Genomic DNA, 26582 nt, shown 5'->3' on the forward strand with positions numbered 1-26582 from the left:
CCCGCGTCCGACCGGACGCCCGCAACCGGGCGGCTGCGTCAGTCAGGTAGGCCTGGGCCTGAGGGCTCAGCGTCTTCGGCGCGGAAATCGCCTGTTCAGGTCTCTTGAGCGCTATCGGATCGGTCGTCATGGGTCCCCCTGCATGCCGTCTTCTGAAATCAGCGTACCCATGTTTGGGCAAGGCGGTTGAGCGGATTGGCCCGAACTAACGAACGGCCCATGAACTCACGCGGCGAGTAGGTTGGCCTTGGGCGCCGATCTGAGCGGCCTGAAGCCGTCTTGGCGATCACCACTGCCATCCCCCTCGTCCGTGGCGGCCCAGACGTAGTCGCCCGTGAGATTCACGTGCTCCCAACCCAAGGGGGAAAGGTGCTCCAAGAGCGCGTCGGGGACGTCTTCAAGGTCGCGCAGCGCGGCGATGGCCCGCCCGAGATATCGGGTGTTCCAGAGGATGATCGCGGTGACGAGAAGGTTCAGCCCTGAGGCGCGGTGCTGTTGGTTCTCGTAGGTGCGGTCGCGGATTTCGCCGAGCCGGTGGATGAACACCGCCCGCGCCAGGCTGTTGCGGGCCTCGCCCTTGTTCAGCTCACGGCTGGCGTCGCGGCGCAGGCCGGGGTCTTCGATCCAGTCGAGGGTGAAAAGCGTCCGCTCCAGTCGGCCAAGTTCCCGCAGCGCCGATGCGAGACCGTTCTGGCGAGGATACGACGCCAGCTGGCGCATGATCAGGGACGCCGTCACCGTCCCTGTGCGGATGGAAGCGGCCACCCGCAGGATTTCGGCCCAATGGGCGCGGATCAGGGCGACGTTGATCCGGCCGGCAATCAGGGGCTCAAGCGACGGATAGGTGGAGGGCTTGTCGAAGCAGTAGAGCTTGCGGCTCCTCAGATCCGGGATCCGCGGCGCGAACTGAAAGCCCAGCAGCGAGCAAAGCGCGAAGACGAGATCGGAATCGCCGCCGCCGTCGGTATGGTGCCGGCGCACGGTGACGTCCGACTGGTGATAGAGCAGGCCGTCGAGGACATGCAGGGCCTCGCTCGCTGTGGCGGCGATCACCTTGGTGTGGAACGGCGCATAGCGATCGGAGACATGGGTGTAGAACTTGCCGCCGGGCTCGCCGCCATAGTGGGCGTTGTGACTGGCGCCGTCGCGGCCGAACCCCCCAGCTTTGAAGAACTGTCCGTCCGATGAGGAAGACGTCCCGCCCCCGAACAGCGCGGCCAGCGGCTCCTGCTGCTGCTGGTTGACCAGGCGCTGGAGCGCCATGGCGTAGGTCTCTTCGCGGATGTGCCAGTCCGACGTCCAGGCGAGCTGACCAAGGCTGCCGACGTCGCAGGCCTCGGCCATGCGCGTCAGGCCCAGGTTCAGGCCCTCGGCAAGCAGGGTCGCCATAAGGACCTGCGGATTGCCGCTCGGTTCGCCGGTGCGCAGATGGGTGAAACATTCAGGAAACAGCGTCCATCGGGCGACCTCGGCCAGAAGATCGGTGATCCGAATGCGAGGCAGCATCGCGTAAAGCCGCGCTGCCAGGGCTTCGGCTTCCGGCGGTGTCGACTTCTCGATGGGCGAGATCTTGAGGACGCCCTTCTCGAGAGTGACGTCCCGCAACAGACCGCTTTGCGCTTTGACGTTGATCGCCGCCAGGCGGCCGTCCAGGGCCGCGCGCCGGGCATCGATGAAGCGCTCAAGATCAGCGTCGACCGCAACCGGCAGGGTTCCGCTGACCTCCAACTCCCGCAGGGTTGCCGGGGAGATCAGACGTTCTTCAAACGAGCGGTAGCGTCGGCTGCCCGCCACCCAGACATCGCCGGCGCGCAGGCGGTCGCGCAGTTCCGCGAGCACGCAGAGTTCATAGTAGCGCCTGTTGATCAACCCATCGACAAACACATGACGCGCCCAGCGTTCTCGGACGAAGCCGGTCGGCGGCGACTTCGGAAGATTGGAGATCTGGCCGGCGTTCAGTTCTCGCAGGAGGTTGATCGCTCGCAACAGCGAAGCCGCGGCAGGGACGCCTTGAAAGTTAAAAGCCGAGAGGAAGGCCGGGGACCATCGGCGAACGCCGGCGTAGTGCTCGCCCAACATCTGGTACGGGTCGAACTCTTCGGACCGGGACAGCGCCTGGGCTTCGGCCACGGTTTCACAGAACCGGTCCCAGGGAATGACCGTGCCGATCGCCTCGAACGCATCCTGCCCAGTTTCGCGAGCGGCGATCAGGGCGGCGCCGACCTGGGCATAGAGACGGACTTTTTCGTTGATGGCCCGTCCGTCCGCCTGAAAGGCGCGGCCATGGCGCGCCTCGGCTTTGCGGAACATCGTGCCGACCAGTCGATCGAAGAGATCGATGGCCTGATCCGTGAGGGTGGCGCTCAGATCGAGGGCGACCGCGACAAGCGACGCCTGGCGGCGCCGGCGCTCATAGCCCGCGATATGTTGCGCCGTGGTGCGAGCGGCTTCACGGGCGAGCTGGGCCAAGCGGGACTGATGCACGCGGTGCCCATGCGCCGGATCAAGACCAACCCCGCGAACGTGTTTCAACCGCTCGATCAGGCCGAGCATGGCTGCCGGCTTCGTCGCCACGGGCATCTGCCGTAGCCAGGCGAGCCAGGTCTGACTGGTGTCCTCTCTGCGCTGCGTCAGTTCGTCGAGCTTGCGGCGCTGGTCGGGCGAAAGCCCATCCGTAAGGCGCCGCCGGACCTCGCGGCGCGCTTCGTATCGGACGTCGATGCACAGGCGTTCCAGCGTCCGAGGTAGCGGGAGGATGATCCCGCGTTGGCGGCACGCCTCCACGACCAGCTTCGCCAAATGGACCAGCCGGTCATTTTCGATGGCGTGCGGAAGAAGCCAGCGGGCCAGCTCGGCGGCCGGCAGCCTGCCAAATGGGCGCAGCCGAAGTCGCTCCTGGAGCTCAGCGGAGTGGCGGCGTCGGCTTTGGTCGAAACGCAGATACTCGTCCAGGGCCTCGGGCAGAACATCAATCTGCTCAGCCACGAACGTGACCAGGGCGGCGGGCGGCCGCTCGCCGGCCCGGATTGGCCGGCCGGGGTGGCGCAGGTGACAGAGCATCAGCGCGAAGCCGAGCCGATTGTGGTCGCCGCGGCAACGCCCGACCGCAGCCAGATCGGCTTTAGGCAATGTGTACTGACGGACGAGCTCGCGCTGTTCGACAGGCGCGTCATACAGCGCGGCGAGTTGGAGCTCCGTCAATTGCTGGCGTCTCGTCACGACCGTCTCCGTGGACCGTTGAACCCGAGGGCCAACCGATACGCGCGAGAGAATCGATCAGGGTGCTCCGCTTGACGCCGAAGGTCCGACAGACGGCGGCCTTGGCGGCGCCGCTATCGAGCGCCGCGACGATGGCGGTCAATTTCTCCGGGTCGATTGCAACAGGCCGTCCGCCACGGCGCCCTCGCCGCCGAGCAGCGGCCAAACCAGCATTGACGCGTTCCTGGGTCAACGAGCGCTCGAACTGCGCCAGGGCGCCGAAGACATGGAACAGGAACTCCCCTTGCGGGGTAGTCGTGTCCATCTGTTCGGTCAGCGAGCGGAAGGCGACCTGGCGAGTTTTGAGATCGTTCACCGTCGCGAGCAGGTGTGGCAATGAGCGGCCGAGGCGGTCCAGCTTCCAAACGACGAGGCAATCGCCAGGTCGGACGAAGGCCAGCGCCTTCGCCAAGCCCGCGCGGTCCCCGCGGCTTCCGCTGGCGTGATCTTCAAACAGGTGGCGCTCATCGACGCCGGCCTGCAGCAGGGCGTCACGCTGTAGGTCCAGCACCTGCCGGTCACCGTCTGTCGAGACCCGCATATATCCGACCAGCATGTGCGGAAAACCCTTGCCTCGACGTTTCCGTACGGTAGGTCATTCCGACAGGGTTTGTCATGCATTTTGCGGGGCCTCGCGGCGCCGAGTTGGTCGCCCCGGTCCGAGCAGTCGGAAAACAGGTGTTTGCCGACAGCCCAATCGCCCCCAACGTCGCGATCCCGCAGGCGGTCTGATTTCCGCTCGCGACCCCCCTCTGTGACCTTCGGCCGCTTCTGGTGGAATGTCCGGGTTGGCAGGCTAAAGCAGACGCTCCGACCGGCCGTCACGAGCCCCGTGCGAGAGTGAAGGGACCGGTCACGGTCTCATTTCCGTGGCGAGCGGGGCGGCTGGTGGAATGGCGTGCGAGTGTCGGCCGACGCGGAACCAGAGAGCGTAGAGAGCGGGCAGGAAGAAGAGGGTCAGTGCGGTGCCCACGAGCGTCCCGCCGATGAGCACGATCGCGAGCGGTCCCCAGAAGGTGGAGAGGGTGAGCGGCAGGAAGGCGAGGACGGCGGCGAGGGCGGTGAGCAGCACGGGCCGTGCGCGCCGGACTGTGGCTTCGATGACCGCGGCGCTTTCGTCGAGGCCGCGTGCGCGCTCCGCCTCGATCTGATCGACGAGGATCAGGGTGTTGCGCATCAGGATGCCGGCCAGGCCGATCAAGCCGAGGATGGCGTTGAAGCCGAACGATGTGCCGGTCACCAACAGCGCCGGCACGGCGCCGATCAGCCCCAGGGGCCCGGTGGCGAAGACTAGGCCGGTCATCCGGAACGACCGGGTCTGGAGCATTATCACCGTGAGCATCAGCACGATCATGACCGGAAAGATCGGGGCCAGCGCCGCGTTGGCCTTGCCGGACTCCTCGACCGATCCGGCCGCGGTGATCGCGTAGCCCGCCGGAAGCCGCGATTGCAGGCCACGCAGGTCGTGCACGATCTCGGCGGTGACGTCTGGCGGTTGGACGCCGTCCACGACATCGGCGCGGACGGTGATCGTCGGTGTCCGGTCCCGCCGGACGAGTATTGGATCTTCGAACTCCGGCACGAGACGAGCGACGCTGGCCAGCGACACAGGCCGCCCGTCGGCTGTGCTGACGGTGAGGTTGTCCAATTCCGCGAGCCCGCGGCGCTCGGCCTCGGGCGCGCGGATCACCACGTCCACCGTGCGGTCGCCGGCCCGCATCTGCGAGACCGTGACGCCCGAGACGAGCGCGCCGACCTGGCGAGCGACGCTTGAAGGATCGAGCCCCAGGAGCCGAAGCCGCTCCTGGTCGAACTGCAGCCTCACCGCGGGCGCGCGTTCGCTCCAATCGAGGTTGACGTCACGCGTGTTCGGGTTGGCGCGGACGACGCGCGCCGTTTCGGCAGCGAAGGCGCGGAGCAGGCGCACGTCGGGACCCGACAGGCGGAATGCGACCGGATAGGGCACGGGGGGCCCGAACAACAAACCCGTCACCCGCACGCGCGCCTCGGGGTAGGCGCCGGCGGCGACCTTCGCCTCCAGCGCCTCGCGCAAGGCATCCCGGTCGCGGTGGCCTTTGGTGAGGACGACGAGCTTCGCGAAGGACGGGTCGGGCAGTTCAGGGTTGAGCGACAGGAAGAAACGAGGCGCGCCGGCGCCCACATAGGCGTCGACGAAGCGCGTCTGCGGCAGCCGCCGCACGTCATCTTCGACCCGCCGGGCGACCGCCTCCGTCGTCTCGATGCTCGAGCCCTTGGGCATATAAACCTCGACCAGCAGCTCGGGGCGGTCGGAGGAGGGAAAGAACTGCTTGGGCACGAACAGAGCCAGAAGCGCGCCGGCCACCAGAAGCGCTCCGACGACAGCGAGCGTCACGCGCCCCCGCCTGGCCACGCAGCGGGCGACCCAGGACCGAAGGCGCGCGTAGCGCGGGGTCGCGTAGATCGCTTCGTGACCGCCCGGGATTGGCTTGATCGGAGGCAGCAGCTTCACGCCGAGGTAGGGCGTGAAATAGACGGCGACCACCCAGGAGACGAGCAGCGCGAACGCCACGATCCAGAAGATGTTGCCGGCGTATTCCCCCGCGGTCGATTGGGCGAAACCGACCGGCAGGAAACCGATCACGGTCACCAGGGTGCCCGTGAGCATGGGGGCGGCCGTCGCGCCCCAGGCGAAGGTGGCGGCAGCCAGGCGGTCGAGGCCCTCCTCCATCTTCACGACCATCATCTCGATGGCGATGATGGCGTCGTCCACGAGAAGGCCGAGCGAGAGGATCAGCGCGCCCAAGGTTATGCGGTCGAAGTCGCGGCCCGTCGCGAGCATGATCACGAAGACCGCCGCGAGCGTGATCGGCACGGCGGCGGCCACGACGAGCCCGACCCGGAAACCGAGCGCGACGAGGCTCACCGCCATCACGACGGCCAGGGCCACGGCGAACTTGACCATGAACTCGCCGTAGGCCTCCTCGATGTTCTTCGACTGGTCCGCCACCTGCGTCAGCGTGAGGCCGAGCGGGAGCTGCTTCCGGATCTCGGCGGCCGCTTCGGCCAGGGCCTCGCCGAGCGCCGTGCCGTTCCAGCGCTCGCGCATGACGACGCCGAGGACGAGAGCGGGGGCGCCGTCGTGGCGGACCAAATAGGGGGGGGGATCTTCGTAGCCGCGGCGGACCTCGGCGATGTCGCCGAGCCGGAAGCTGCGGCCGCCGGCGGCGACCGGGGTCGCCCGCACCGCGTCGAGGTCGTCGAAGGCGCCGTCCACGCGCAGGTTCACCGACTGGGCGCCGGTCTGGACCTCGCCGCCGGCGGTCAGCAGGTTCTGCTGCGACAGCGCGCCGATGAGCTGGTCCGGCGTCAGCCCGAGCGTGGCCAAGCGGCGGTAGGACAGCTCCACGAAGATGCGCTGCCGGCGCTCGCCGATGATATTGACCTTCTTGACCCCGGGCACATGCAGCAGCCGCTCGCGCAAGGCTTCCGCTTCGGTGACGAGCTGGCGTTGCGGCATCCGGTCGGCCTGGAGCGCAAACAGCGCAAAGTAGACGTCCGAATACTCGTCGTTGACGACCGGCCCGATCACGCCGCGCGGTAGGTTGACCGCCTCGTCGGCCAGCTTCTTCCGGGCTTGATAGAATTCCGCAGGCACGGCGGCGGGCGGCGTCGTGTCCTTGAGCGTGACCGTCATCGAGACCACGCCGGGCCGGGCCTGCGTCTCGACGCGATCGTAGTAGCGGAGCTCCTGGAGCCGTTTCTCGAGCCGGTCCGCGACCTGATCCTGCATCTCGCGTGCGGTGGCGCCCGGCCAGAACGCGCTGACCGTCAAAACCTTGACCGTGAAGCTGGGATCCTCGGCCCGGCCCAGCTTCAGGAAAGCAAGGGCCCCGGCCGCGACGATCGCAATGATCAGGAAAAGCGTCAGCGACGGCTGGCGCACGGCGATAGCGGACAGGTTGGGGCCTCTCATCGCCGCGGACTCCCTGCATCCGCTAGGCGCACCGTCTCGCCCTCGCGCAGGAGTTGCGCCCCCAGCGCAACGACGCGATCGCCAGGGGCGAGCGCGCCTGCGGCGATGGAGGCGGTCTCCTCGCCGAGCGCAGCGACTTGGACCCGGCGGAACGTGACTCGCCCCGACCTGACGACCCAGACGCCGGAACCGGCGCCGCCATCGTGGAGCGCAGACAAGGGAACCGCGAGCCGCGATGCCGTCAGCCGGGGAAGTTCGACTGTCACCGTCGCGCCCAGGGGGAGGTCCGGATCGGCCAGCGCGAAGCGCGCGTCATAGGTGCGGGTCAAGGGATCGGCCGCGCCCGCGACCTCCCGCAGCCGAGCCGGCAATGGCGTCTCCGATCCATAGGGGAATGCACGCCCGACGCGCGGCAGCGTGGCGACCTGGGTCTCAGGCACGGCGACGGCGGCTTCACGGTCTCCCGCGCGGGCGAGCCGCACCACCTTCGCGCCGGCGCTCACCACCTGCCCGGGTTGCGCGAGCACCTCTGTGACCACGCCGTCGGCGTCGGCGAGGAGCGTTGCGTAGCCCTGCTGGTTCGCGGCTTGGCCCGCGCCTGCGCGCGCAGCCGACAGGTTGGCGCCGGCCGATCGCGCCGCCGCGAGCGCAACGTCGTAGGCGGAGCGCGAAACCGCGCCGGCCTCCACGAGCCGGCGGAGTCGCGCCTCCTCGGCGTCGGCCCGCGTGGCTTCCGCCTGGGCGGCCCTCAACCCGTCGACGGCCGCCGCCGCCTCGAGCCGAAGATCGGTGGCGTCCAGGCGCAGCAAGGGCTGGCCGCGCCGGACGCGCTGGCCGGGATCGACCAGCCGCTCGACGATCTTGCCACCGACCCGGAAGCCGAGGTCGCTCTCGATCCGGGCGCGCACGACACCGGTGTAACGGATCGGGGCGCTGTCGGCCTGGCCGACCACCAGGGTCCGCACCAGCGGCGGGGCTGGCGGGGAGGCCGCCTTCCCCGACCCGCACGCGGCGAGCGTCAGGAAGATCAGGGGCGCGGCTGAGCGCGGACGGGCGAGGCGCATCGGGCGCTCCTGCGGATCAAGTCGATACCGCGGAGCATAGGTCGAAAGTCAGCGCCCAGAAAAGTGAAAAATGATGTAATGAGTCACTTAATTTGAGAGGCCGCTCACGAGCAGGTCGCAAATGCGGTCGCTTGTGGCTTCCAGATCCTCATCGGCGAACACCTCGAGCATGTAGGGGTGCCAGACCTTGGTCAGGGCTGCGCCGACCGTGTCCGCCAGAGCCTCCGCGTCGGCCTTGCGGAATGCGCCGGAGCGCTGCCCCTCCATGACGACATGGCGCACCGCGCCCCGCAGGCCATCAAGATAGGCATCGACCACGGGCCACCGTTCACGCGCCGCCACAGCGCAGAGGTGGTGCATCCGCTGCTCGCTGAACATCAGCCGCCGCGTCTCGCGCAGCACCGCCAGGCTCAGTCGGCGAAGGGCGGCGCCGGCGTCTCCTCCTCCCCGGGCCGCGGTCCATGCGGCGTCCTCGATAGCCGAGAGCTTGCGGCGGGCGATCGCCTCGTCGATCGCCTGGCGATTGGGGAAGCTCCGGTACAGGTTGGCCGGAGACATGCCGAGCTCGCGCGCCACGTCTCCGATGGTCGTCTTGTCGAAGCCGATCGATTCGTAGAGCCGCTGCGCAGCGTCGAGGATCTCCTCGCGACGATCGACGGTCGGTCGGCCCGGGCGCCTGGGGGCGGCCGCACCCGATGGCGGCTTGCTTTTCATGAAAACTAATGTATCTCGTCATACTATTGTCGGCAAGGAGGCGGGCTATGATCTCGCGTATGCCTGTCGTGCTGGTCGGTTCTTTATCGCTCGTCGCCTGCGCCAGCCAAACTCCTTACAGCCGGCCGCTCACCGAGCTGCCCTCCTCCTACCGCAATATCGCGTCCGGGACCGCGCAGAGCGCTGTCGTGCAGGCGGATGACCGCTGGTGGACAGCTTTCGACGATCCGGTGCTCAACCGTCTGGTCGAGGAGGCCCTCGTCGGGAGCCTGGACGTCGAAGCGGCCCGCGCCCGTCTTCAGCAGGCGGCGGCAGCGTCAAGGGTAGCCAGGTCTGCGTCGTTTCCGTCGGCGACCCTCGGCGGGTCGGCCGCCGTGCAGCGCCAATCGCTGGACGAGCCGATCGCCCGCATCGCGTCCACTTTCCCCGGTTATGAGCGAACTGGGGATCTCTATGGCCTCAGCGCCGCGGCCTCATGGGAGATCGACCTCTTCGGTCGCCTGTCTGCGGCGCGTCTCGCCGCGCGCGCCGACGAGGCCTCCGCCTCGGCGGGTGTCGTCGGCGCCCGGCTCACCGTCGCCGCCGAGATCGCCACCACCTATATCGGCGCCCGCGAGCTGCAGCGTCGGATCGAGATCGCTCACGAGCGGACCCGGACCCTCGGCGAGCTGGACCGGCTCGTTCGGCTGCGCGTCGTGGAAGGCGCCGCCGCCCGCCTCGAAGCGGAACAGGTGGAGGCGGACCTTGCTGCGGCTCGAGCCAGGATTCTGGCTCTCGAGGCCGCTCTGGAGCCGACGCTCAACCGGATTGACGTGCTCGCCGGCCGCGCGCCCGGTCAGGCGGCGGCTGAGCTCGGAGAGGGCCGATTGCCCGCAGCGGTCCCGGTCGACGTTCAAGACGGACCGGCTGGCTTGCTCAGGCGGCGACCGGACATCATCGCGGCCGAGCGCCGGGTCGCGGCCGCCGACGCCCGTGCGGCGCAGGCGGTCGCCGACTACTACCCGCGGGTGACGATCTCGGGCCTCGTCGGCCTGCTTTCATCCGGGTTGCCGGGCTTGTTCGCTGGCAACGCCCTGCAAACTGCGGGGAGCGCGGGGTTTTCGGGCCGATTGTTTGATTTCGGCGTCGCTCGCGGCCGGGTGGAAGGCGCGCAGGGGCGCACCCGCGAGGCTGTCGCCGACTACCGGGCCACTGTGCTTCGCGCCGTCGCCGAGGTGGAGGATGGGCTTTCGACGCGCGACCGCCGAAGCCGGCAAGCGCAACAGCTTGAGGCGAGCGAGGCGGCCCTGACCCGGGCCCGTGACATCTCCAGATTGGCCTACCAGGGCGGCGCGGTGAGCCTGATCGAAGCGCTCGACGCAGAGCGGCGCCTGCTCGAGGTGCAGGATGAGGCGACGACCGCGCGGGCCGACGCGGCCCGCGCGAGGGTCGCGCTATCCCGCGCGCTCGGCGGAGGCTGGGACGCCTCCCGGGCGGTCGCCGCCGTCGGGAGCGACGGGCCTGTCTGATGCAAACCTATGGCGCGGGTAGATCGCGACCTGAGATGTGATTGGCAGCGCCGCGTTCTTTGGTGAGTGGCCTTTCGATGAATTCGGCTCAGGGCCTTATGGAGGCCGGACCCGCTCATCGCGCCGTGAGTTGACGACTACGTTCTCGGGCAAGCGAGTGGCCACGTCAGGGCCTCGCCAGCAGAGCAAGGGAAACGGTCTCATGAACAATCAGCAGGAGATCTTCGCCGGCAAGGTCGCGTTCGTGACCGGGGGCGGAACCGGAATCGGCCGGGCGGCGGCCTTGGCCTTTGCCCGTAGAGGCGCGCGCGTGGCTGTCGCGGGCCTCGACGAAGAGCCCCTCCAACAGACGGTCCGCCTGATCACGGACGCCGGCGGCCAGGCGATCGCGCTCCAGTGCGACGTGTCGCAGCCGGATCAGATCGAGGCTGCGATCAACAAGGCCGTCGAAGCGCTCGGGCGGCTCGACTTCGCCTTCAACAACGCGGGCGTCGAACACGGCCTGATTGCGACCGTGGACCTCTCGGTCGGGGAATGGGACCGCATTTTGGACGTCAACCTGCGAGGCGTCTTCCTGTCGATGAAGCACGAGATCCCGCAGATGCTGAAGCAAGGCGGGGGCGTCATCGTGAACACCTCGTCGGGCGCCGGGGTAAGAGGCTTCGCGGGCCAGGCGGCGTACTGCGCGGCCAAACACGGCCTGATCGGGCTGACCAAGGCCGCCGCCCTCGACTATGCGAAGTCGAACATCCGGGTAAACGCCGTCTGCCCGGGCTTCGTCGACACGCCGATGATGGAGCGGTTCACGGGCGGCACGGCCGAAGGCCGACAGATGGTGGCGGACCAGGAGCCGGTGGGCCGGCCCGGGACGCCGGAGGAGATCGCTGAGGCCGTGGTCTGGCTGTGCTCAGACGCGGCGGCCTTCGTGGTCGGCCACGCCATGGTCATCGATGGCGGCCAGACGGTTTGACGGCGAAACGACCGCACGCATGGAGCGTCCGGTGGAAGCCTTACCTCATCTGCCACATGGCCGCGAGCGTCGACGGCCGGATCCTGCCGAGCCGATGGCGACCGCACGGCCTCGAAGGCGACCTGTACGACCGTTGCACCAGCAGCTTGGCGGCGACGGGTGGTTGGTCGGCCGCGTCACCGGCCAGGAGTTCGCGAAGGCGAAGGCCCACCCTGCGGCTGCGGCGGGCCGTGTGGCCTTGTCGAGAGCGCCTGACGTGACGCGCTCGATCAATGAGCCCGGCTCACCGCGCCATCAAACGTGCGCCGGCTCTTCATTCTCCAGCCGGAGGCGCATCATCCGGGCTCAGATCCATCCATGACCCGCATTTGTCCGGGGCGTGGGTCGCGCCCGCAGCTCCGCATGCCGGCGATTGCGGCCAGCTCAGGAGACTAGGCAATGGAAGACACTCCCGTCGGGTTCGACCTCGAGCTGTCCCGAAGAGGCTTGCTGGTCGGCAGCGCCGCCACCGCAGCAGTCACCGCCGCGGCATCAGCGGCGCAGGCCGCCGGTTCAGATCCGCATCCGGTGATGAAGGTGAGCTTCGAAGTCAACGGCGCGCCGGAGACGCTGGAGCTGGATCCCCGCACCACGCTCCTCGACGCGCTGAGAGAGCATCTCCATCTCACCGGCACGAAGAAGGGGTGCGACCACGGCCAGTGCGGGGCCTGCACCCTGATGGTGAACGGGCGCCGCATCAACTCGTGTCTCAGCCTCGCCGTGATGCACGAGGACGATCGGATCATCACCATCGAAGGCCTCGGCACGCCCGACCGGCTGCACCCCATGCAAGCGGCCTTCATCAAGCACGACGGCTTCCAGTGCGGCTACTGCACCCCCGGTCAGATCTGCTCCGCCGTGGCCGTCCTGGACGAAATCCGCGCCGGGCATCCGAGCCATGTGAGCGCCAGCCTAACCGACCCGCCGCAGGCCACAGGCGTCGAGATCGCGGAGCGCATGAGCGGCAATATCTGCCGCTGCGGCGCCTACGCCAACATCCATGATGCGATCGCCGAAGTCGCCGGGAGGCCGGCATGAGGGCCTTCACCTACGAACGGGCGGCATCGCCCGTCGAAGCGGCGGCGAAGGCGGCCCGGACGCCCGGCGCGAAGTTCATCGCGGGCGGCACCAATCTGCTCGATCTCATGAAGCTCGAGATCGAGACGCCCACGCACCTGATCGATGTGAACGGCGTCGGTTTCGACAGGATCGAACGGACCGCCGACGGCGGGCTGCGGATCGGCGCGCTGGTCCGCAACACGGACCTGGCCGCCGATCCGACGGTGCGACGCGACTACGGCGTGCTCAGCCGGGCGCTGCTGGCAGGCGCGTCGGGTCAGCTGCGGAACAGAGCCACGACCGCCGGCAATCTGCTGCAACGCACCCGGTGCCCCTACTTTTACGACACGAACCAGCCCTGCAATAAGCGCCGGCCGGGCAGCGGCTGCGCGGCGATCGGCGGCTTCAGCCGTCAATTGGCGGTGATCGGGTCGAGCGAGGCCTGCATCGCCACCCATCCCAGCGACATGGCGGTGGCGATGCGCGTGCTCGACGCGACGCTCGATACGCTCGACGCCGCGGGACAGGCGCGGACGATCCCGATCGCCGACTTCCACAAGCTGCCGGGCGACACGCCGCACATTGAGACGGCGCTTAGGCCTGGCGAGCTGATCACCGCGGTGACGCTGCCGAAGCCAGTCGGCGGCCGGCAAGTCTACCACAAGGTCCGCGACCGGGCCTCATACGCCTTCGCCCTGGTGTCGGTGGCCGCCGTCGTGCAGCCGGACGGAACAGGCCGGGTCGCCTTGGGCGGCGTGGCGCACAAGCCCTGGCGGCGCGAGGCGGCGGACGCCGCGCTGCCGTCGGGAGCACGAGCCGTCGTCGCGCAATTGCTGGGCGACGCGCGGCCGACCGACCAGAACGCGTTCAAGGTGAAGCTCGCCGAGCGGACGCTCGCCGGCGTGCTGACGCAGCCGGGAGCTGACGCATGAAGTTCGATACGCCTGCAACGACGAACCCCATCGACCAGCTGAAGGTGGTCGGCAAGCCCGCTGACCGCATCGACGGACGGCTGAAGACGACCGGGCGCGCGCCCTACGCCAACGACCGGCATGACGTCGCCGCAGGTCAGGCCTACGGCTACGTGCTGGGCGCGGCGATCGCCAAGGGTCGGATCGCGTCGATCGACACCTCCCGCGCTCGCATCGCCCCTGGCGTGCTCGCTGTGGTGACGGCGAAAAACGCCGGCAAGCTGGTCAAGGGTCCACGCAACACCGCCCCCCTGCTCGCGGACGGGGAGGTTCGCCATTACCACCAGGCCGTGGCGCTGGTGGTGGCCGAGAGCTTCGAGCAAGCCCGCGCCGCGGCGCAGCTGGTTCGGGTGCGCTACACGCCGAGCAGCGGACGCTTCGACCTCGCGGCTGCCCGTGACTCGGCGGTCCCGCCTAAACCCGACTGGTATGGCGAGGCCGACACCGCGGTCGGCGACTTCCGGGGAGCGTTTGATGCGGCGCCCGTGAAGCTGGACGCCACCTATGCCACGCCCGGCCAGTCGCACGCCATGATGGAGCCGCATGCGACCGTCGCCGTCTGGCGCGGCGACGAGCTCTCCGTCTGGACATCGAACCAGATGATCGACTGGGGGGCCACGGACCTGGCGCAGGCGTTGGGGATCCCCAGGGAGAAGGTGCGGTTGATGTCGCCGTTCATCGGCGGGGGCTTTGGCGGCAAGCTCTTCCTACGGGCCGACGTCGTACTCGCGGCGCTCGGCGCACGCGCCACGGGCCGTCCAGTCCGCGTGGTGCTCACACGGCCGCTGATGTTCAACAATACCACCCATCGCTCGGCGACCATCCAGCGGATCCGCATCGGATGTTCGCGCGACGGGCGGATCACAGCCATCGCGCACGAAGGCTGGTCGGGCGACCAGGTGGGTGGCGGACCGGAGCCGACCGTCTCACAGACCCGACTCCTCTACGCGGGCGCGAACCGGATGACTTCGATGCGTCTGGCGGCGCTCGACCTGCCTGAGGCCAACGCCATGCGCGCGCCGGGCGAAGCGCCAGGCATGATGGCGCTCGAAATCGCGATGGACGAGATGGCCGAGAAGGTCAGCCTTGATCCGATCGAGTTTCGCATCCGCAACGACACCCAGGTCGATCCGGAGAAGCCCGAGCGGCCGTTCTCTCAGCGCCGGCTGACCGAATGCTTTCGTCTTGGCGCGCAACGCTTCGCTTGGGATCGTCGGCGCAAGCCGGGCGAGATGCGGGATGGACGCGGGTTTGTGGGGCTGGGCGTCGCCGCTGCGTTCCGCAACAACGCGGTGCAGGCCTCGGGCGCGCGGGTGCGGCTCGACCGCGAAGGCCTCGTGATCGTCGAGACCGACATGACGGACATCGGCACGGGGAGCTACACCATTATCGCCCAGACCGCGGCGGAGATGATGGGCGTCCCGCTGCATCAGGTGCGGGTCAGGCTTGGCGATTCCAGCTTTCCTGTCTCCGCCGGCTCCGGCGGCCAGTGGGGCGCCAACAGCTCGACCGCCGGCGTCTACGCCGCCTGCACCAGGCTGCGCGAACAGGTCGCCCAGAAGTTCGGCTTCGACGCCGCACGCGCGGAGTTCGTCGGCGGCGAGGTCCGTTCAGGCCGTGCGCGACGGCCACTGGCGGAGGCGGCTGCGGCCGGTGAGCTCGTCGCCGAGGACCGGATCGAGTTCGGGGACCTCGACAAGCGCTACCAGCAATCGACGTTCGGCGCGCACTTCGTCGAGGTCGGCGTCGACGCGCACACGGCGGAAATCCGCGTCCGGCGCATGCTGGCAGTCTGCGCGGCCGGGCGGATCCTCAACCCCAAGACCGCGCGCAGCCAGGTCATCGGCGCGATGACCATGGGTGTCGGCGGCGCGCTGATGGAAGAGCTCGCCGTCGACAAGCGCACTGGGTTCTTTGTCAATCACGATCTCGCCGGGTACGAAGTCCCGGTGCACGCCGACATTCCAAGCCAGGAGGTGATCTTCCTGGACGAGACCGATCCGCTCTCGTCGCCGATGAAGGCGAAGGGGGTCGGCGAGCTCGGGATCTGCGGGGTCGCCGCGGCGGTGGCGAACGCAATCTACAACGCTACCGGCGTGCGGGTGCGTGACTATCCCATCACCCTGGACAAGCTGCTGGACCGAATGCCGCTCTCGGCATGAGCCCCCGCAGCGCTTTGGCGAGCCGCAGCACGACATCAGCGCTCCAGAGGTTTTTCCTTGTGACCGCCGTCGCCCTGGGCGTCGGCGGCTGCGGGGGCGAAGCCAGCTCGCAAAGCTCTACGGCCCCGCCGCCGGCAGCGGGCGCCGCTCGCCAGGAGGAGCTCTCCATGGCTACCAAGATCCGCATCTCGCTGGACGGGACCGTTCTCACGGCGACCTTAAACGAGAGCATGGCGGCGCAAGAATTCGCCGCCATGCTGCCGCTCACCCTCACGCTGGAGGACTACAACAGAACGGAGAAGATCAGCGATCTGCCGCGAATGCTGTCGCGCGAAGGCGCGCCGGCCGGCTTCGATCCTTCCGCCGGCGTCATCGCCTACTACGCCCCCTGGGGCAATCTAGCGGTGTTCTATCGCGACTTCCGCTACTCCGATGACCTGATCCCGCTGGGACGGATCGACAGCGGCGTCGAGGCGCTCAGCCGGCCCGAGCCGGTGACCGCCAGGATCGAGCGGCTCACGGACTGACCCGCTTCCAAGCCGGCGGCGTCAGAGGCGCGCCGCGCCGGATTGTTGAGCGCCGCTCAAGGGCGCAACTATGCGGCGGCTCGACGTCCGCGGCGCAGGTTCGCCGCTTTCTCAGAGAAGGAGCCGTGAGCCGATGCAGTTTCGTCGATCAGACTTCGCGGACCTCTCGTACTTCCTGGAGATCGCCAAGCATCGCAATTTCCGGCGCGCGGGACTCGAACTCGGGGTCAGCGCCTCGGCTCTGAGCCATGCGCTCAGGGGGCTCGAGGAGCGCGTCGGCGTCCGGCTTCTCAACCGCACGAGCCGCAGCGTCACCCTCACTGCGGCCGGCGAGGCGCTGCAGACATCGATCCTGCAGCCGTTCGAGGAGATCGGCCGGGCTGTCGATGTGCTTAACCGCTTCCGCGACGCGCCCATGGGCCGGGTCCGGCTGAGCGTGCCGACCGAGGCGGCCGAGTATCTGGTCGGACCTGTGCTGGCGACTTTCCTTGAACGCTATCCCGACGTCGAGATCGAAGTTTCCGTCAGCAACCACATGATCGACGTGATCGACAGCGGGTTCGACGCCGGTATCCGCTATGGCGGCACGGTGCCGGAGGACATGATCGCCCAGCCACTTTCCGCCGACGTCCGCTGGCTCGTCGTCGCCGCGCCGGCCTACCTCGAGCGGTTCGGAGCGCCCGCGCACCCGAACGACCTGTTGGCGCACCGCTGCATACGCATCCGGATCGGCGACGACCGGATCTACCAATGGGAGTTCGAGCGCGGCGACGAGCAGCTGGAGGTGAAGGTCCCGGGCGCGCTGATCGTCGATCAGGGACTGGTCGGACTGGCGGCGGTCAGAGCGGGCGCGGGGCTGATGTACGTCGCCGAGCCGATGGTCCGCCAAGCGCTCCTCGAAGGGGTCCTTCGCACTGTTCTGGACGACTGGGCGCCGCTCGGGCCCGGCTTTCACATCTACTACTCGAGCCGCCGTCAGGTGCCGGCGGCGTTGCGGCTCTTCATCGACCTCGTGCGGGAGCTCCGCCCGCTTGGGCTCTAGTTGAGCCAGAGCATGATGGAGGCGAGGACGACGAAGCCCATGAAGGTTTCGGCGAGCTTGTCGTAGCGGGTGGCGATGCGCCGGCAGTGCTTGATGCGCTTGAAGAAGTTCTCGACGCGGTTGCGCTCCTTGTAGAGGGCTCGGTCGTAGGCGTGCTGGCGCTTTCGGTGGCGCCTCGGTGGAATGACGGGATCGCCGCCCTGATCGATGACCTTCTGGAAGAGGCGGTCGGCGTCGTAGGCCTTGTCGGCGATGACGTTCTCGGCCGCCACGCCGTGGATCAGGTCGCAGGCGGGCGCCATGTCGTTCTGCTGGCCGGGCCCGAGGATCAGGCGAACCGGCGGGCCCAGCGCGTCTACGCAGACGTGGAGCTTGGTTCCGAAGCCGCCGCGAGAACGGCCAAGCGCCTGGGCGTCCTGTCCCCCCTTTTTTGCGGCGCGCCCGCAGCCTGGGCGTGGGCGCGGATGACGGTGGCGTCGAGCATCACCCATTCCAGGTCGGGTTCGGCGGCCACCGCCTCGAAGATCCGGTTCAGCACGCCCATCTCGATCCAGCGGTAGTAGCGGCGCTTGACGCTCTGGTGCTTGCCGAACCGCTCCGGCAGATCGCGCCAGCGCGCCCCTGAGCGCGCCAATGCCGCAAGCTTCGAGCCAGAACGCAGTCGCCACGTTCTCATTTTGTCCATCTATGCGACAAGGCCCTTATCAACCAAAGACAGCGATGGACGATTGGATGCTGATGCCGCCGTCCTTGGTGCGCCGCATTTGGCGGCCGACGGCGTGGGCGAGGACAGCGGGAAGTTGTAGGGCGGGCGCGACCCGGGTCCAGACCGTCTGCGCCGTCTCACGGCCTTTCCGCGACCGCCGCACCGTCTGACCGGCGACCACCCGCTGAGACCAGCGGAAACCGATCTCGTGGAAATAGAGATCGGCGTGCTTGGGGCTGATGTGGTGGAAGACCCCGGCGATCGTGCGCCGGACTCGGTTGTTGAATCCTTCGGCGGAGTTGGTGTGGACGATCCCGCGGGCGTACTCGCTGCCGCTGTGCCGCACGGTGTCGTGGGCACAGAAGCCTGCCGCGCCCAGGGGCGCGAAGGCCTTCCACTCGTCGGTCATCAGGTGCGTGTCTTCGCGGGCCGCCGCCGCCTCCAACACCCGCTCCGCCTCATTTGCCGAGAGGTCCTCAATAACGGCCGCCCCGGCGCGGCCGGCCGGTGCTCCGGGCTCGCGGCTTTGCGGCCGTTCGACCATGGCCAAGGCGGGGGTCTTGCTGGTTCGCGGCAACCCCTTGCCGCCGCGGCCCGAATGCGGCCGGTCCGGATCGCGTGGGCGACGGCCGCCGAAGTAGAAGCCGTCCACCTCGAGGACGCCTTCCATCGGATCGGCCGCCGCCACCAAAAGCCGAAGCGCGTGGCCCATGCGCCAGGCGGTCGGCTGGCTGACGCCCAGCGCCTCGGCCAGCCGCGGCGAGGACACGCCCTTGTCGGACTGCAGGATGAACCACAGACCCTTCAGCCAGACGCTCAGCGGCAGTTTGGTGGCGTGCAGCGGCGTGCGCGTGGTGACGGTGAACTGGAAGCGGCAGGCCCCGTTCGAGCACTGATACAGACCAGGCCGGGCTCGGAAGGGCCCCATCTCGCGATCCGCTATGGCGATCGACTTCTTGTAGCCGCAGGCCGGACAGACCCGACCGCGCGACCAGACCATCGCCTCCAGCAGCCGGCGACAGCGGTTTTCGTCCGCGAACGCCGCCACCATGTCGTCCACCGTTTCAATCTGCGCGAGAAATTCCCGGACCTGTTCCGACATCGGCCTACCCCCAAACGTCGCCGACTTCAGAATCGCCTGCTTCGCCTTATCCAGCAAGGAATCGCTGTCTTTGGTTGATAAGGGCCTGCGACAATAATGGGCCGTTCGTTAGTTCTGGCCGTATCAGGCGGGGCGCGCGCCGGAACCCGCCTGAGGATTGGGTTCGCGTCCGTGTCATCGATCCCATCATCAGCCGAGCGACCTTTGAGGCCGCCCAACTGAGGCTATCCGATCCCCCGCGCCACCGGATACCGCGAGCAGCAATGCTCCGGGATCTTCGGCGGCTACTCCGTACCGAGGGGCATCTGAACGAGCGGATCATCGACGAGTGTCCCTACACGCCCCACTCGGCGACCTATCGGAAGCGGTTTGGAAGCGTAGGGCGCGCCTATGATCTGATCGGCTTCAATTCAAAGATCCGGTGGCGCAGGGGCAGACCTAAGCCAGCGACCAGACGTGAGCTGCTCGCTCTGCTGCGAGAGGCGTTCGCGCGGCACGGTTACCTCAGCGAGCGCCTCATAAACCGCGACTGGAGCTTGCCCGCTGTCTCTGTCCTGCAAAGGAGGTTTGGGAGGCTGACCGAAGCCTACCGGCTTGCCGGTCTACCGCACAGCCTGACGGAATTGCAGCGCGCTGGCCGAGTTCGCGGCTTGGAGCGGGCGTCATTCAGTAAGCCTCGACGGAGACCACGGTGGCCCTCGATCCCCACAAAATTCAATGATGAGGATCTGTTGAATGGCCTTCAGCGTCTATCTGCAATGCACGGGCGAGCCACCGCAGCCTTAATTGACCACGACCCCTTACTTCCTACGGCTGGGGTCTATGTCGCCCGGTTTGGATCCTTGCTTGCGGCGTATGAAAGGGCGGGGCTTCCGGCCAGCCGAGCAGATATCTGGTCGCGGGCGGGTAAGTTGCGCCACCAGCGCGACAGAGAGAGGATCGCGGGGAGGGACCGGACGTTCGCGGTGTCGCCTCCGACCTCAAGAACGACCCGCTGAAAAGCTTGGCAGGTCGCACTTGGAAATGGAATCCACCCGGCTACAGGAATTTGGCGCACAATATATCTTATGCGAAATTGATGTGATTGTTCAATGATTTAGAGGATCGCTCTTAGCTAAGTAACCGAACGCGCACGCCGAGTTCCTCGGCGGCCAGGGCCAGTCGTCGGTCCATCGTGACAAGCAGGTGGTCGCCCCGGCGGCAGACGGCGGCGTGCAAAGCGTCCGGCGCGCGCAGCATCAGCTCGAACCGTTTGACGAAGATGCTGGCGAGCCGGACGTCGGAGGCTTGCAGGTCGACGTCGTCGCTCGCCACGGCCCGCCAAGCGTCGAAATCGGCCAGCCGGGCCATGGCGTCATCCCGCTCCAGCAGCCCCATCCGGACCAGGCGCGACAATGCCGACGCCACTTCTGCGGCCGCGAACTCGCTGATCACCAGTGCGTCGCTGGCCGACGCAATGAAATCGTCGACCGCGCTGCTGCCCGCCTCCTCGACCAGAGTCGGCAAAATAGCGCTCGCGTCCAAATAGGCGCTCACCCAGTCGGCTCGTCATAGAGCTGATTGAGGAGATCGACAGAGGTGAGGCCGACGCCTTTGCGGCCCTGGCGGCGCGCGCGTAGCCAGTTGTAGGAGGCCGGTGCAGCGGTTCGAGCAACGGGCGCCATCGGTCTCAGCTCCGCGACGGGCTTGCCGTGCCGGGTGATGACGACCTCCTCCCCTTCCAAAGCCTTGTCGATCAAGCTCGGAAGACCGGTTTTGGCGTCCGCCACGCTGTAGGTGGTCATGGTGTAACCCCAGAAATACGACCATAGATATGGTCATTTTCTGGGGCCGTGTCTAGCCTCGGCTGAGGCTACGGCCTCGGCGACCGCCTCCACCAGAAACTCGACACGAGCGACGCGGCGACGGAGAGAGCCTCGGCCTAGTTGTAGCGGCGCGCAATGATGACCGCCCCGACGCGCAATCATCACCCATTTTCGACGCACGTTAGCTGAGACTGTGGGGCGTGCTGGACGCACGCTATTTAAGACTCAGCGCACGCTCTGTGAGATGGACGCGCATTCATCCCAATCCGACGCACGATATTTGAGACGGATCAGGTCGGCAGGCCGGCGGCGCGCATTTCGTCCATCAGCTCCCGAGCTCGACCCGGATCGAGCTCGCCGCGGAGCAGTTGGCGGATCTCGGCGGGCTTGGTGGAGAACTGCCTGGCCACGGGCATGGACGGCCATCTCCTCAAGCCGCTCGCGCCGCAGGACCTGGAGCGCGCGCTGGCGCGGGTCTTCGAGGGGGTCACTGCGACCCCGGTCCAGACCGCGTCCTGCGAGCGTCGCGACGAGGAGCGGCAGGCCCGGGAGACCTTTGAGGGCTCGATGGCCCGGCGACGACGCTCAGGCTGGTTCGCATGTTCCAGGAACAGCTGGCGCAGCGTTTCCTCGACGAGCAGCGGAGCGCGTTGCTGGAAGACGCGCACAAGGTCGCGGGCACCGCCGGCACGCTGGGCCTGTTGACCCTGGGCGAGGCGGCGAGACGCCTCGAAGCGTCCTGTCGGGACGGCCAGCCGTTCGCCACCGACCTGGTGCGCATGCGAGCGGCCGCGCAGGACACCGCCAGCGTACTCCATCCTTGGACGGAGCGGCTCAGCGGTCTCCTAGCCGCCTAGCTGTTCGCCGCCGACGGGTGCGGGCGCGCCTGACGCGGCGCGCCCAGAAGCGTCAGCCTGCCCTGGTCGGCTTCCCCGTACTGAAATCGTTCACCGCATGAATGATGTCGAACGTGAGGGCCGATAGGGCCGCTTCGACCTTCCACCTTCCGGATCCCTCGCGTGTCGAACTTGCGCCTGCCCGGCCAGCCGCGGGCCTTCCATCAACGTCTGGCCTCATTGTCGGAGCGTGGGCAGATCGGGCTGACAGCTATGAGCGTCACCACCCGAAATGGCTTATCTCGGCAATCCACCCTCGCGTAAAGGTTGAGGATTCCGCGAACCACCCTGGCCGGCTTCCGGGAAGCTAGGCAGTTATTGCAGATCTCAATCTGGTCGCCGCGAGTAAAAATGCCGCAACATCAATTCTACTTAAATAATGCTTTACCCTAAAAACAACCTATAAGGGCATATTGTTCGGTAGTGGCGGGATCCAAAGGCGGGCGTTGGCGGCACTTTATCAGTCAGCTTCAGTATTTGAAACGCGACGTCATCATGCCTACAAAAAGGGGTTATCCAATGAAAATCGCTCTTCTGCTTGCGACCGCCGTCCTTGGCGTGGCGGCCGCCCAAGCCGCCTCGGCGGCGACAGAGACATCCAACATCAGCGCAAGCGCCGAGGTGTCCACCGTCTGCACCATGGAATCCACTGCCTTGGCGTTCGGCGAAGTGGCGCTCACCGGGGCCACTAACGGTACGGCCACGGTCGACGTGACCTGCACCGGCGGCGGCGCCTACACCGTCGGCCTGGGCGACGGCACGCACAATGTGGCGGCCCAGCGCAATCTGCAAAGCGGCTCCAATATTCTAGCCTATGACCTCTTCAAGGAAACCGGTCGCACCACCCGCTGGGGCGACGCTGGCGCCGGCCTGGTTTCCGGTGTTGGAACGGCGGTGGAGCAAAGCCTGACGGTGTACGGACAGGTCACGACCGGTCAGACGCTCGTGGCCGGTAATGGCACCCCCTACACGGACACGGTTCTGGTCACCCTCACCTATTGAGACTAACGGCGCCGAAGGAGACGCGTGATGCGACTTATGCCTGTCCTGGCGGCGCTGACGTCCGTGGGATGCCTGCTCTCCGGGACGGCCCAGGCGGCCGTTCTGGAGATCTCGCCGGTCACCATCAGCCTCGCTGACGGTCAAAGCGCAACGACGATCGAGGTCAGGAACCGCGGCAACACGCCCGCCGCGGTTCAGGTCCGCGCCTATGCCTGGGCGCAGGCCGGGGACGAGGACGTCCTGACGCCCACCCGCGACCTCATCCTGTCGCCGCCGATCTTCACGGTTCCCGCCGGCGGGTCCCAGACCCTGAGGCTGTTGTCGCGCGGCGGGACCGCGGGCGCGGGCGAGCGCAGCTACCGGCTGCTGCTGGATGAAGTCCCGGCCGCAAACCCGCGTGATCAGCAGATCATCATCGCGATGCGCGCCTCGCTGCCGGTCATCGTCGCGGGGGCGGCGCCGAGCCCCAACGGGCTCCAGTGGCGGGTCGATCACGCGCCCGGCGGGGAAATCGTACTGTCGGCGACCAATGCGGGACGGGGCTACGACGCCGTGCAGGCGATCGCGGTGACTCTGGCCGACGGCAGTCGCCGGTCCGCGGTGGCTCGCGGCAAGAATCCGTACGTCCTGGCCGGCGCCGAGCGCCATTGGGTCGTCGATGGCGGCCGCGTGCCGGCGGGCGCGCTGCGCCTCAACGTCACCACCCGCAACGGCAAGAGCGAGCAAACGCTTGCGCTGGCGCCTTGAACCGAAGGTCGGCCTGGGCGCTGTCGCCCTGCTCGCAGCCCTGCTGGCGGCAGACGCGGCGTCGGGAGCCGAGCGCACCCTGGTCCTGGAGGTGGTGATGAACGGCCGCGCGACGGGCCGGGTCGGCGAGTTCACCGACCGCGATGGCGCGCTTTACGCCAGACCCTCGGAATTGCGTGAGCTTGGCTTCGTTGTCCCACAGGACGTCCCGGCGGGCAGCGAGCCGATCCCGCTCAGTTCCCTGCCCAACGTCCGCGCGCTGGTGAACGAGGCGCAGCAGACGCTCGTGGTGGTGGCCGGCGATTCCGCCCTGCAGCCCACCGAGCTTCACGGCCGAACGGCCACACCGCTGGCGCCGCTGTCGCGCCCTGACTACGGCGCGGTGCTCAACTACGACGTCGTCGGAACGTTCAGCCGGGCGCGGGCCACTGGCGGTGCGCTGCTCGACGGCCGCGCCTTCAGTCCGTACGGACTGCTGCAAAGCACCGGTTTCGTCAACGTCGCGCCGAACGTCGGCGAGAAGCGCTTCGTGCGCCTCGAGACCACCTACACGAACACCCAATCTGACAAGCTGCGCCGGTGGCGCGTCGGGGACGTCGTATCGGGAGCCCTGTCGTGGACGCGGGCCGTGCGGCTCGGCGGCGCCCAGGTCGCCAGCGACTTCGGCCTGCGCCCTGACCTGGTCACCTATCCCCTGCCGCAGATCAGCTCTACCGCCGCGGTGCCCTCAACCGTCAACGTCTTGGTGAACGGGGTTCGCCAGCTTAGCCGGTCCGTGCAGGCCGGTCCCTTCAACGTGCGGACGCTCCCCGTGGTGACCGGCGCGGGCGAGGTGGCGGTCACGGTCGTGGACGTGCTCGGCCGGGAAACCCTCATCAGCCTGCCCTTCTACGCCAGCACCGCGCTTCTGGCCCGAGGGCTGGGCAGCTATTCCGTCGAAGCCGGCGGCGTGCGGCGAAACTTCGGCCAGGCCGGTGATCGGTATTCGGGCTGGGCCGCGAACGGATCGGCCCGCTACGGCCTGACCGACTGGCTGACGCTGGAAGGCCATGGCGAGGCCACCGGCGAATTGGCGCTGCTCGGCGGGGGCGTCACCTCGCTGATCGGAACGCTCGGCGTGGTCAATCTGGCGATGGCAGGCAGTGTCGGCGGAAAACCCGGCTCCGCAAGGCCGGGCGGCGCCATGGGCTGGGCGAGCGTGCAACGGGTTTCACGACGCGCCAGCTTCAGCGTCAGCGGCGGGTTTTCCACTTCAGGTTACCAGGACATCGCCGCTGAAAATGGGTCTCCGACGCCGAAGTCGACGCTGGACGCGAACCTTGGGTATCAGGTCGGAGCGTGGGGAAACATCGGCCTCGCCTATAGCCGCCGAACCTCGCGAACCCGGCCGGCGAGGTTTCCGCGGGGGCAGCCCGACATCAGCGGGAGCATCGATAGACGGGCGGAACTGGTCACCGCGAGTTACAGCGTATCGATCGCCCACCGCGCGTCCGTCTATGCCACCGGCTTCAAGGATCTTCGCGACAGTCGCGCCTTCGGCGTGGGCGTCGGCGTCAGCTTCCCGTTCGGCGGCTCGACCTATGGGTCGCTCGAGGCTTCGCAGCAGGGCGGGCGTTCCAGATTATCGGCGAACGTCGCCAGGTCCGCCCAGAAACCTGGCGACTACGGTTACCGGCTGCAGGCCTCGCAAGGCGCTGTCGCCCGCCTCCTGGCGGAGGGAGAATTGCTCAGCGGCTGGGGTCGCCTGTCGGCCGGCCTTGACCGGTCCGCCGGACAGGTCGCCGGCCGCGCCGGCGTCAGGGGCGCGCTTGTCCTGGCCGGCGGCGGCCTGTTCGCCAGCGATCAGATTCACGACAGCTTCGCCGTGGTCAGCACCGGCGACATCGCGGGCGTACCTGTGCTGTACGCGAACCGGCCTGTGGGCAGGACCGGTGCTCACGGGAAGCTCCTGGTTCCTTCGCTGCTCTCCTACCAGAACAATCGGCTCGCGGTCGACGTCACCCGACTGTCTCCAGACATTGAGGTCGGACGAACCTCCGTGCTGGTGCGTCCTGCCGACCGATCCGGCGTGATGGTCGATTTCCGCGTACGAAAGGTGGCCGCGGCCCTCTTGACGCTGCAGGACCGCGCGGGTCATCCGTTGCCCCTGGGCTCGGTCGCCAGGGTCGATGGCGCGCAACCCGAGCCGGTGGGCTATGACGGCGCGGCCTATGTGACCGGCCTGAAGCCGAAGAACCGCATGACGGTGGTTTTGCCGGACGGAACGACCTGTGGCGTGGCCTTCGACTACAAGCCGGTGAAGGGGGATATTCCGCTCATTGGCCCGCTGGTGTGCCAGTGACGCTTCACCGCCGGTCAAAGTGTGTTCGACTTGCCTGGCTGACGGTTCTGGGGCTGTCGATGGCGCTGGCCGCTGCGCCGGGTTTAGCCGCCGCCAGCGCAATTTGCGCCCTCTCCGCCACGTCGCTCGTGTTCGGCCAATACGTGCCCTACGAGGACGCGCCGACGGACTCCACCGCGACGATCACCGTGACCTGCACCAGTTCCAGCAGCGATCCTGACCCCATCAACGGATCGATCAGCTTGACCGGACCAGGCGCCCCCTCCGACCGCGAACTCACCGACGGGACACACAGTCTGCGCTATCAGCTGTTTCTGGATCCTTCGAGAACAACCCTTTGGGGAGACGGCAGCAGCGGCGGCGCCAAATCCATCGCCGGGACCGCCAGCCTCGCCGGCTCCTTCCAGGAAACGGTCACCGTCTACGGGCGCATCCTGGCGCGGCAGTCCGGAGCCATGGTGGGCGCCTACACCGCTCAGATCGGCGTCGTCCTGGACTACTGAGTTCGGCTTCGGCCATGCCGATCCTGCAAATTGCGCAGCGCCAAGCGCCTAGGCCACGATCACGCGGCCAGCGCTAGCCGGCTCGACTGAGCGCCTAGCCGGGTGGAGGCGTTGACCGTTCGATCTCGGCCGGCGGCCGGATCACCCCACCTGCGCCTCCTAAGGACAGTGCATGACGTGTCGTCCTCGCCTCCCAAAGCGGCGGCGAGCG

At 67.8% G+C, this 26582-nt stretch carries 21 protein-coding genes and 1 pseudogene; 12 read left to right on the top strand and 10 right to left on the bottom strand.

Annotated elements, in window-relative coordinates; translation table 11 throughout:
* Window positions 1-225: 225 nt before the first annotated feature.
* The 5 genes from ACSQ2B_RS25575 to ACSQ2B_RS25595 all read right to left on the bottom strand — a co-directional run bounded on the left by ACSQ2B_RS25575 (window position 226) and on the right by ACSQ2B_RS25595 (window position 8991).
* Entirely contained in the window at window positions 226-3219 is a 2994-nt protein-coding gene (locus ACSQ2B_RS25575) for a Tn3 family transposase (protein ID WP_436054232.1), read from the bottom strand.
* Window positions 3170-3814, bottom strand: a complete 645-nt coding sequence (locus ACSQ2B_RS25580) for a recombinase family protein (protein ID WP_436054233.1) — start codon at window positions 3812-3814, stop codon at window positions 3170-3172. Before ACSQ2B_RS25580 ends, ACSQ2B_RS25575 begins: the two co-directional genes overlap by 50 nt.
* A 297-nt stretch (window positions 3815-4111) precedes the next feature.
* Window positions 4112-7213 (bottom strand): efflux RND transporter permease subunit, encoded by a 3102-nt coding sequence (locus ACSQ2B_RS25585; RefSeq protein ID WP_436054234.1) that lies wholly within the window; start codon window positions 7211-7213, stop codon window positions 4112-4114.
* Window positions 7210-8277: an efflux RND transporter periplasmic adaptor subunit gene (locus ACSQ2B_RS25590; RefSeq protein ID WP_436054235.1), complete on the bottom strand. Its 1068-nt coding sequence runs from the start codon at window positions 8275-8277 to the stop codon at window positions 7210-7212. Before ACSQ2B_RS25590 ends, ACSQ2B_RS25585 begins: the two co-directional genes overlap by 4 nt.
* A gap of 87 nt (window positions 8278-8364) precedes the next feature.
* Complete coding sequence (locus ACSQ2B_RS25595; RefSeq protein ID WP_436054236.1) at window positions 8365-8991, bottom strand: TetR family transcriptional regulator; 627 nt, start codon at window positions 8989-8991, stop codon at window positions 8365-8367.
* Window positions 8992-9038: 47 nt separating this feature from the next.
* Here ACSQ2B_RS25595 and ACSQ2B_RS25600 point away from each other — a divergent pair, with 47 nt between their 5' ends.
* From ACSQ2B_RS25600 to ACSQ2B_RS25630, 7 genes are all read left to right on the top strand, one after another.
* A complete protein-coding gene (locus ACSQ2B_RS25600; RefSeq protein WP_436054237.1) occupies window positions 9039-10499 on the top strand; it encodes an efflux transporter outer membrane subunit in 1461 nt (486 codons plus the stop codon).
* A gap of 202 nt (window positions 10500-10701) precedes the next feature.
* Window positions 10702-11469, top strand: coding sequence for an SDR family oxidoreductase (locus ACSQ2B_RS25605; protein WP_436054238.1), 768 nt, complete (start codon window positions 10702-10704; stop codon window positions 11467-11469).
* Between the two features lie 438 nt (window positions 11470-11907).
* The gene (paoA, locus tag ACSQ2B_RS25610; RefSeq protein WP_436054239.1) at window positions 11908-12546 is read left to right on the top strand and encodes an aldehyde dehydrogenase iron-sulfur subunit PaoA; all 639 of its coding nucleotides are present in this window, start codon (window positions 11908-11910) and stop codon (window positions 12544-12546) included.
* On the top strand, window positions 12543-13499 hold the full coding sequence (locus tag ACSQ2B_RS25615; protein WP_436054240.1) for an FAD binding domain-containing protein: 957 nt from the start codon (window positions 12543-12545) through the stop codon (window positions 13497-13499). Before paoA ends, ACSQ2B_RS25615 begins: the two co-directional genes overlap by 4 nt.
* Window positions 13496-15700 (top strand): aldehyde oxidoreductase molybdenum-binding subunit PaoC, encoded by a 2205-nt coding sequence (gene paoC / locus ACSQ2B_RS25620; RefSeq protein WP_436054241.1) that lies wholly within the window; start codon window positions 13496-13498, stop codon window positions 15698-15700. Before ACSQ2B_RS25615 ends, paoC begins: the two co-directional genes overlap by 4 nt.
* Window positions 15701-15867: 167 nt before the next feature.
* The gene (locus tag ACSQ2B_RS25625) at window positions 15868-16227 is read left to right on the top strand and encodes a cyclophilin-like fold protein (protein WP_436054242.1); all 360 of its coding nucleotides are present in this window, start codon (window positions 15868-15870) and stop codon (window positions 16225-16227) included.
* Between the two features lie 133 nt (window positions 16228-16360).
* The gene (locus ACSQ2B_RS25630) at window positions 16361-17269 is read left to right on the top strand and encodes a LysR family transcriptional regulator (protein ID WP_436054243.1); all 909 of its coding nucleotides are present in this window, start codon (window positions 16361-16363) and stop codon (window positions 17267-17269) included.
* On the opposite strand, the pseudogene ACSQ2B_RS25635 reads toward ACSQ2B_RS25630, so the two are convergent.
* From ACSQ2B_RS25635 to ACSQ2B_RS25655, 5 genes and pseudogenes are all read right to left on the bottom strand, one after another.
* Window positions 17266-17903, bottom strand: a pseudogene (locus ACSQ2B_RS25635) (IS5 family transposase); the annotation flags it as partial. The gene ACSQ2B_RS25630 and the pseudogene ACSQ2B_RS25635 sit on opposite strands and share 4 nt — an antisense overlap.
* A gap of 70 nt (window positions 17904-17973) precedes the next feature.
* Window positions 17974-19077, bottom strand: coding sequence for an IS1595 family transposase (locus tag ACSQ2B_RS25640; protein WP_436054208.1), 1104 nt, complete (start codon window positions 19075-19077; stop codon window positions 17974-17976).
* A gap of 1110 nt (window positions 19078-20187) precedes the next feature.
* Complete coding sequence (locus ACSQ2B_RS25645; RefSeq protein ID WP_436054244.1) at window positions 20188-20613, bottom strand: type II toxin-antitoxin system VapC family toxin; 426 nt, start codon at window positions 20611-20613, stop codon at window positions 20188-20190.
* Window positions 20610-20861, bottom strand: a complete 252-nt coding sequence (locus ACSQ2B_RS25650) for a type II toxin-antitoxin system Phd/YefM family antitoxin (protein ID WP_436054245.1) — start codon at window positions 20859-20861, stop codon at window positions 20610-20612. The genes ACSQ2B_RS25645 and ACSQ2B_RS25650 overlap by 4 nt, the downstream gene beginning before the upstream one ends.
* A gap of 311 nt (window positions 20862-21172) precedes the next feature.
* The gene (locus tag ACSQ2B_RS25655; protein ID WP_436054246.1) at window positions 21173-21298 is read right to left on the bottom strand and encodes a hypothetical protein; all 126 of its coding nucleotides are present in this window, start codon (window positions 21296-21298) and stop codon (window positions 21173-21175) included.
* A 183-nt stretch (window positions 21299-21481) separates the two neighbouring features.
* Between ACSQ2B_RS25655 and ACSQ2B_RS25660 the strand changes: the two genes are divergently transcribed.
* The 5 genes from ACSQ2B_RS25660 (at window position 21482) to ACSQ2B_RS25680 (ending at window position 26371) form a co-directional block, all read left to right on the top strand.
* Window positions 21482-21739 carry an Hpt domain-containing protein gene (locus ACSQ2B_RS25660; RefSeq protein ID WP_436054247.1) on the top strand — a complete coding sequence of 86 codons (258 nt, stop codon included), beginning with the start codon at window positions 21482-21484 and terminating at the stop codon, window positions 21737-21739.
* 558 nt (window positions 21740-22297) lie between these two features.
* Window positions 22298-22780 carry a Csu type fimbrial protein gene (locus ACSQ2B_RS25665; RefSeq protein ID WP_436054248.1) on the top strand — a complete coding sequence of 161 codons (483 nt, stop codon included), beginning with the start codon at window positions 22298-22300 and terminating at the stop codon, window positions 22778-22780.
* Window positions 22781-22807: 27 nt separating this feature from the next.
* The gene (locus ACSQ2B_RS25670) at window positions 22808-23527 is read left to right on the top strand and encodes a fimbrial biogenesis chaperone (RefSeq protein WP_436054249.1); all 720 of its coding nucleotides are present in this window, start codon (window positions 22808-22810) and stop codon (window positions 23525-23527) included.
* Window positions 23511-25868 (top strand): fimbria/pilus outer membrane usher protein, encoded by a 2358-nt coding sequence (locus ACSQ2B_RS25675; protein WP_436054250.1) that lies wholly within the window; start codon window positions 23511-23513, stop codon window positions 25866-25868. The genes ACSQ2B_RS25670 and ACSQ2B_RS25675 overlap by 17 nt, the downstream gene beginning before the upstream one ends.
* A 59-nt stretch (window positions 25869-25927) precedes the next feature.
* On the top strand, window positions 25928-26371 hold the full coding sequence (locus ACSQ2B_RS25680; RefSeq protein WP_436054251.1) for a spore coat protein U domain-containing protein: 444 nt from the start codon (window positions 25928-25930) through the stop codon (window positions 26369-26371).
* Window positions 26372-26582 lie beyond the last annotated feature (211 nt).

Origin of the sequence: Phenylobacterium sp. LjRoot225, assembly GCF_964252855.1 — a bacterium.
Lineage (GTDB): Bacteria > Pseudomonadota > Alphaproteobacteria > Caulobacterales > Caulobacteraceae > Phenylobacterium.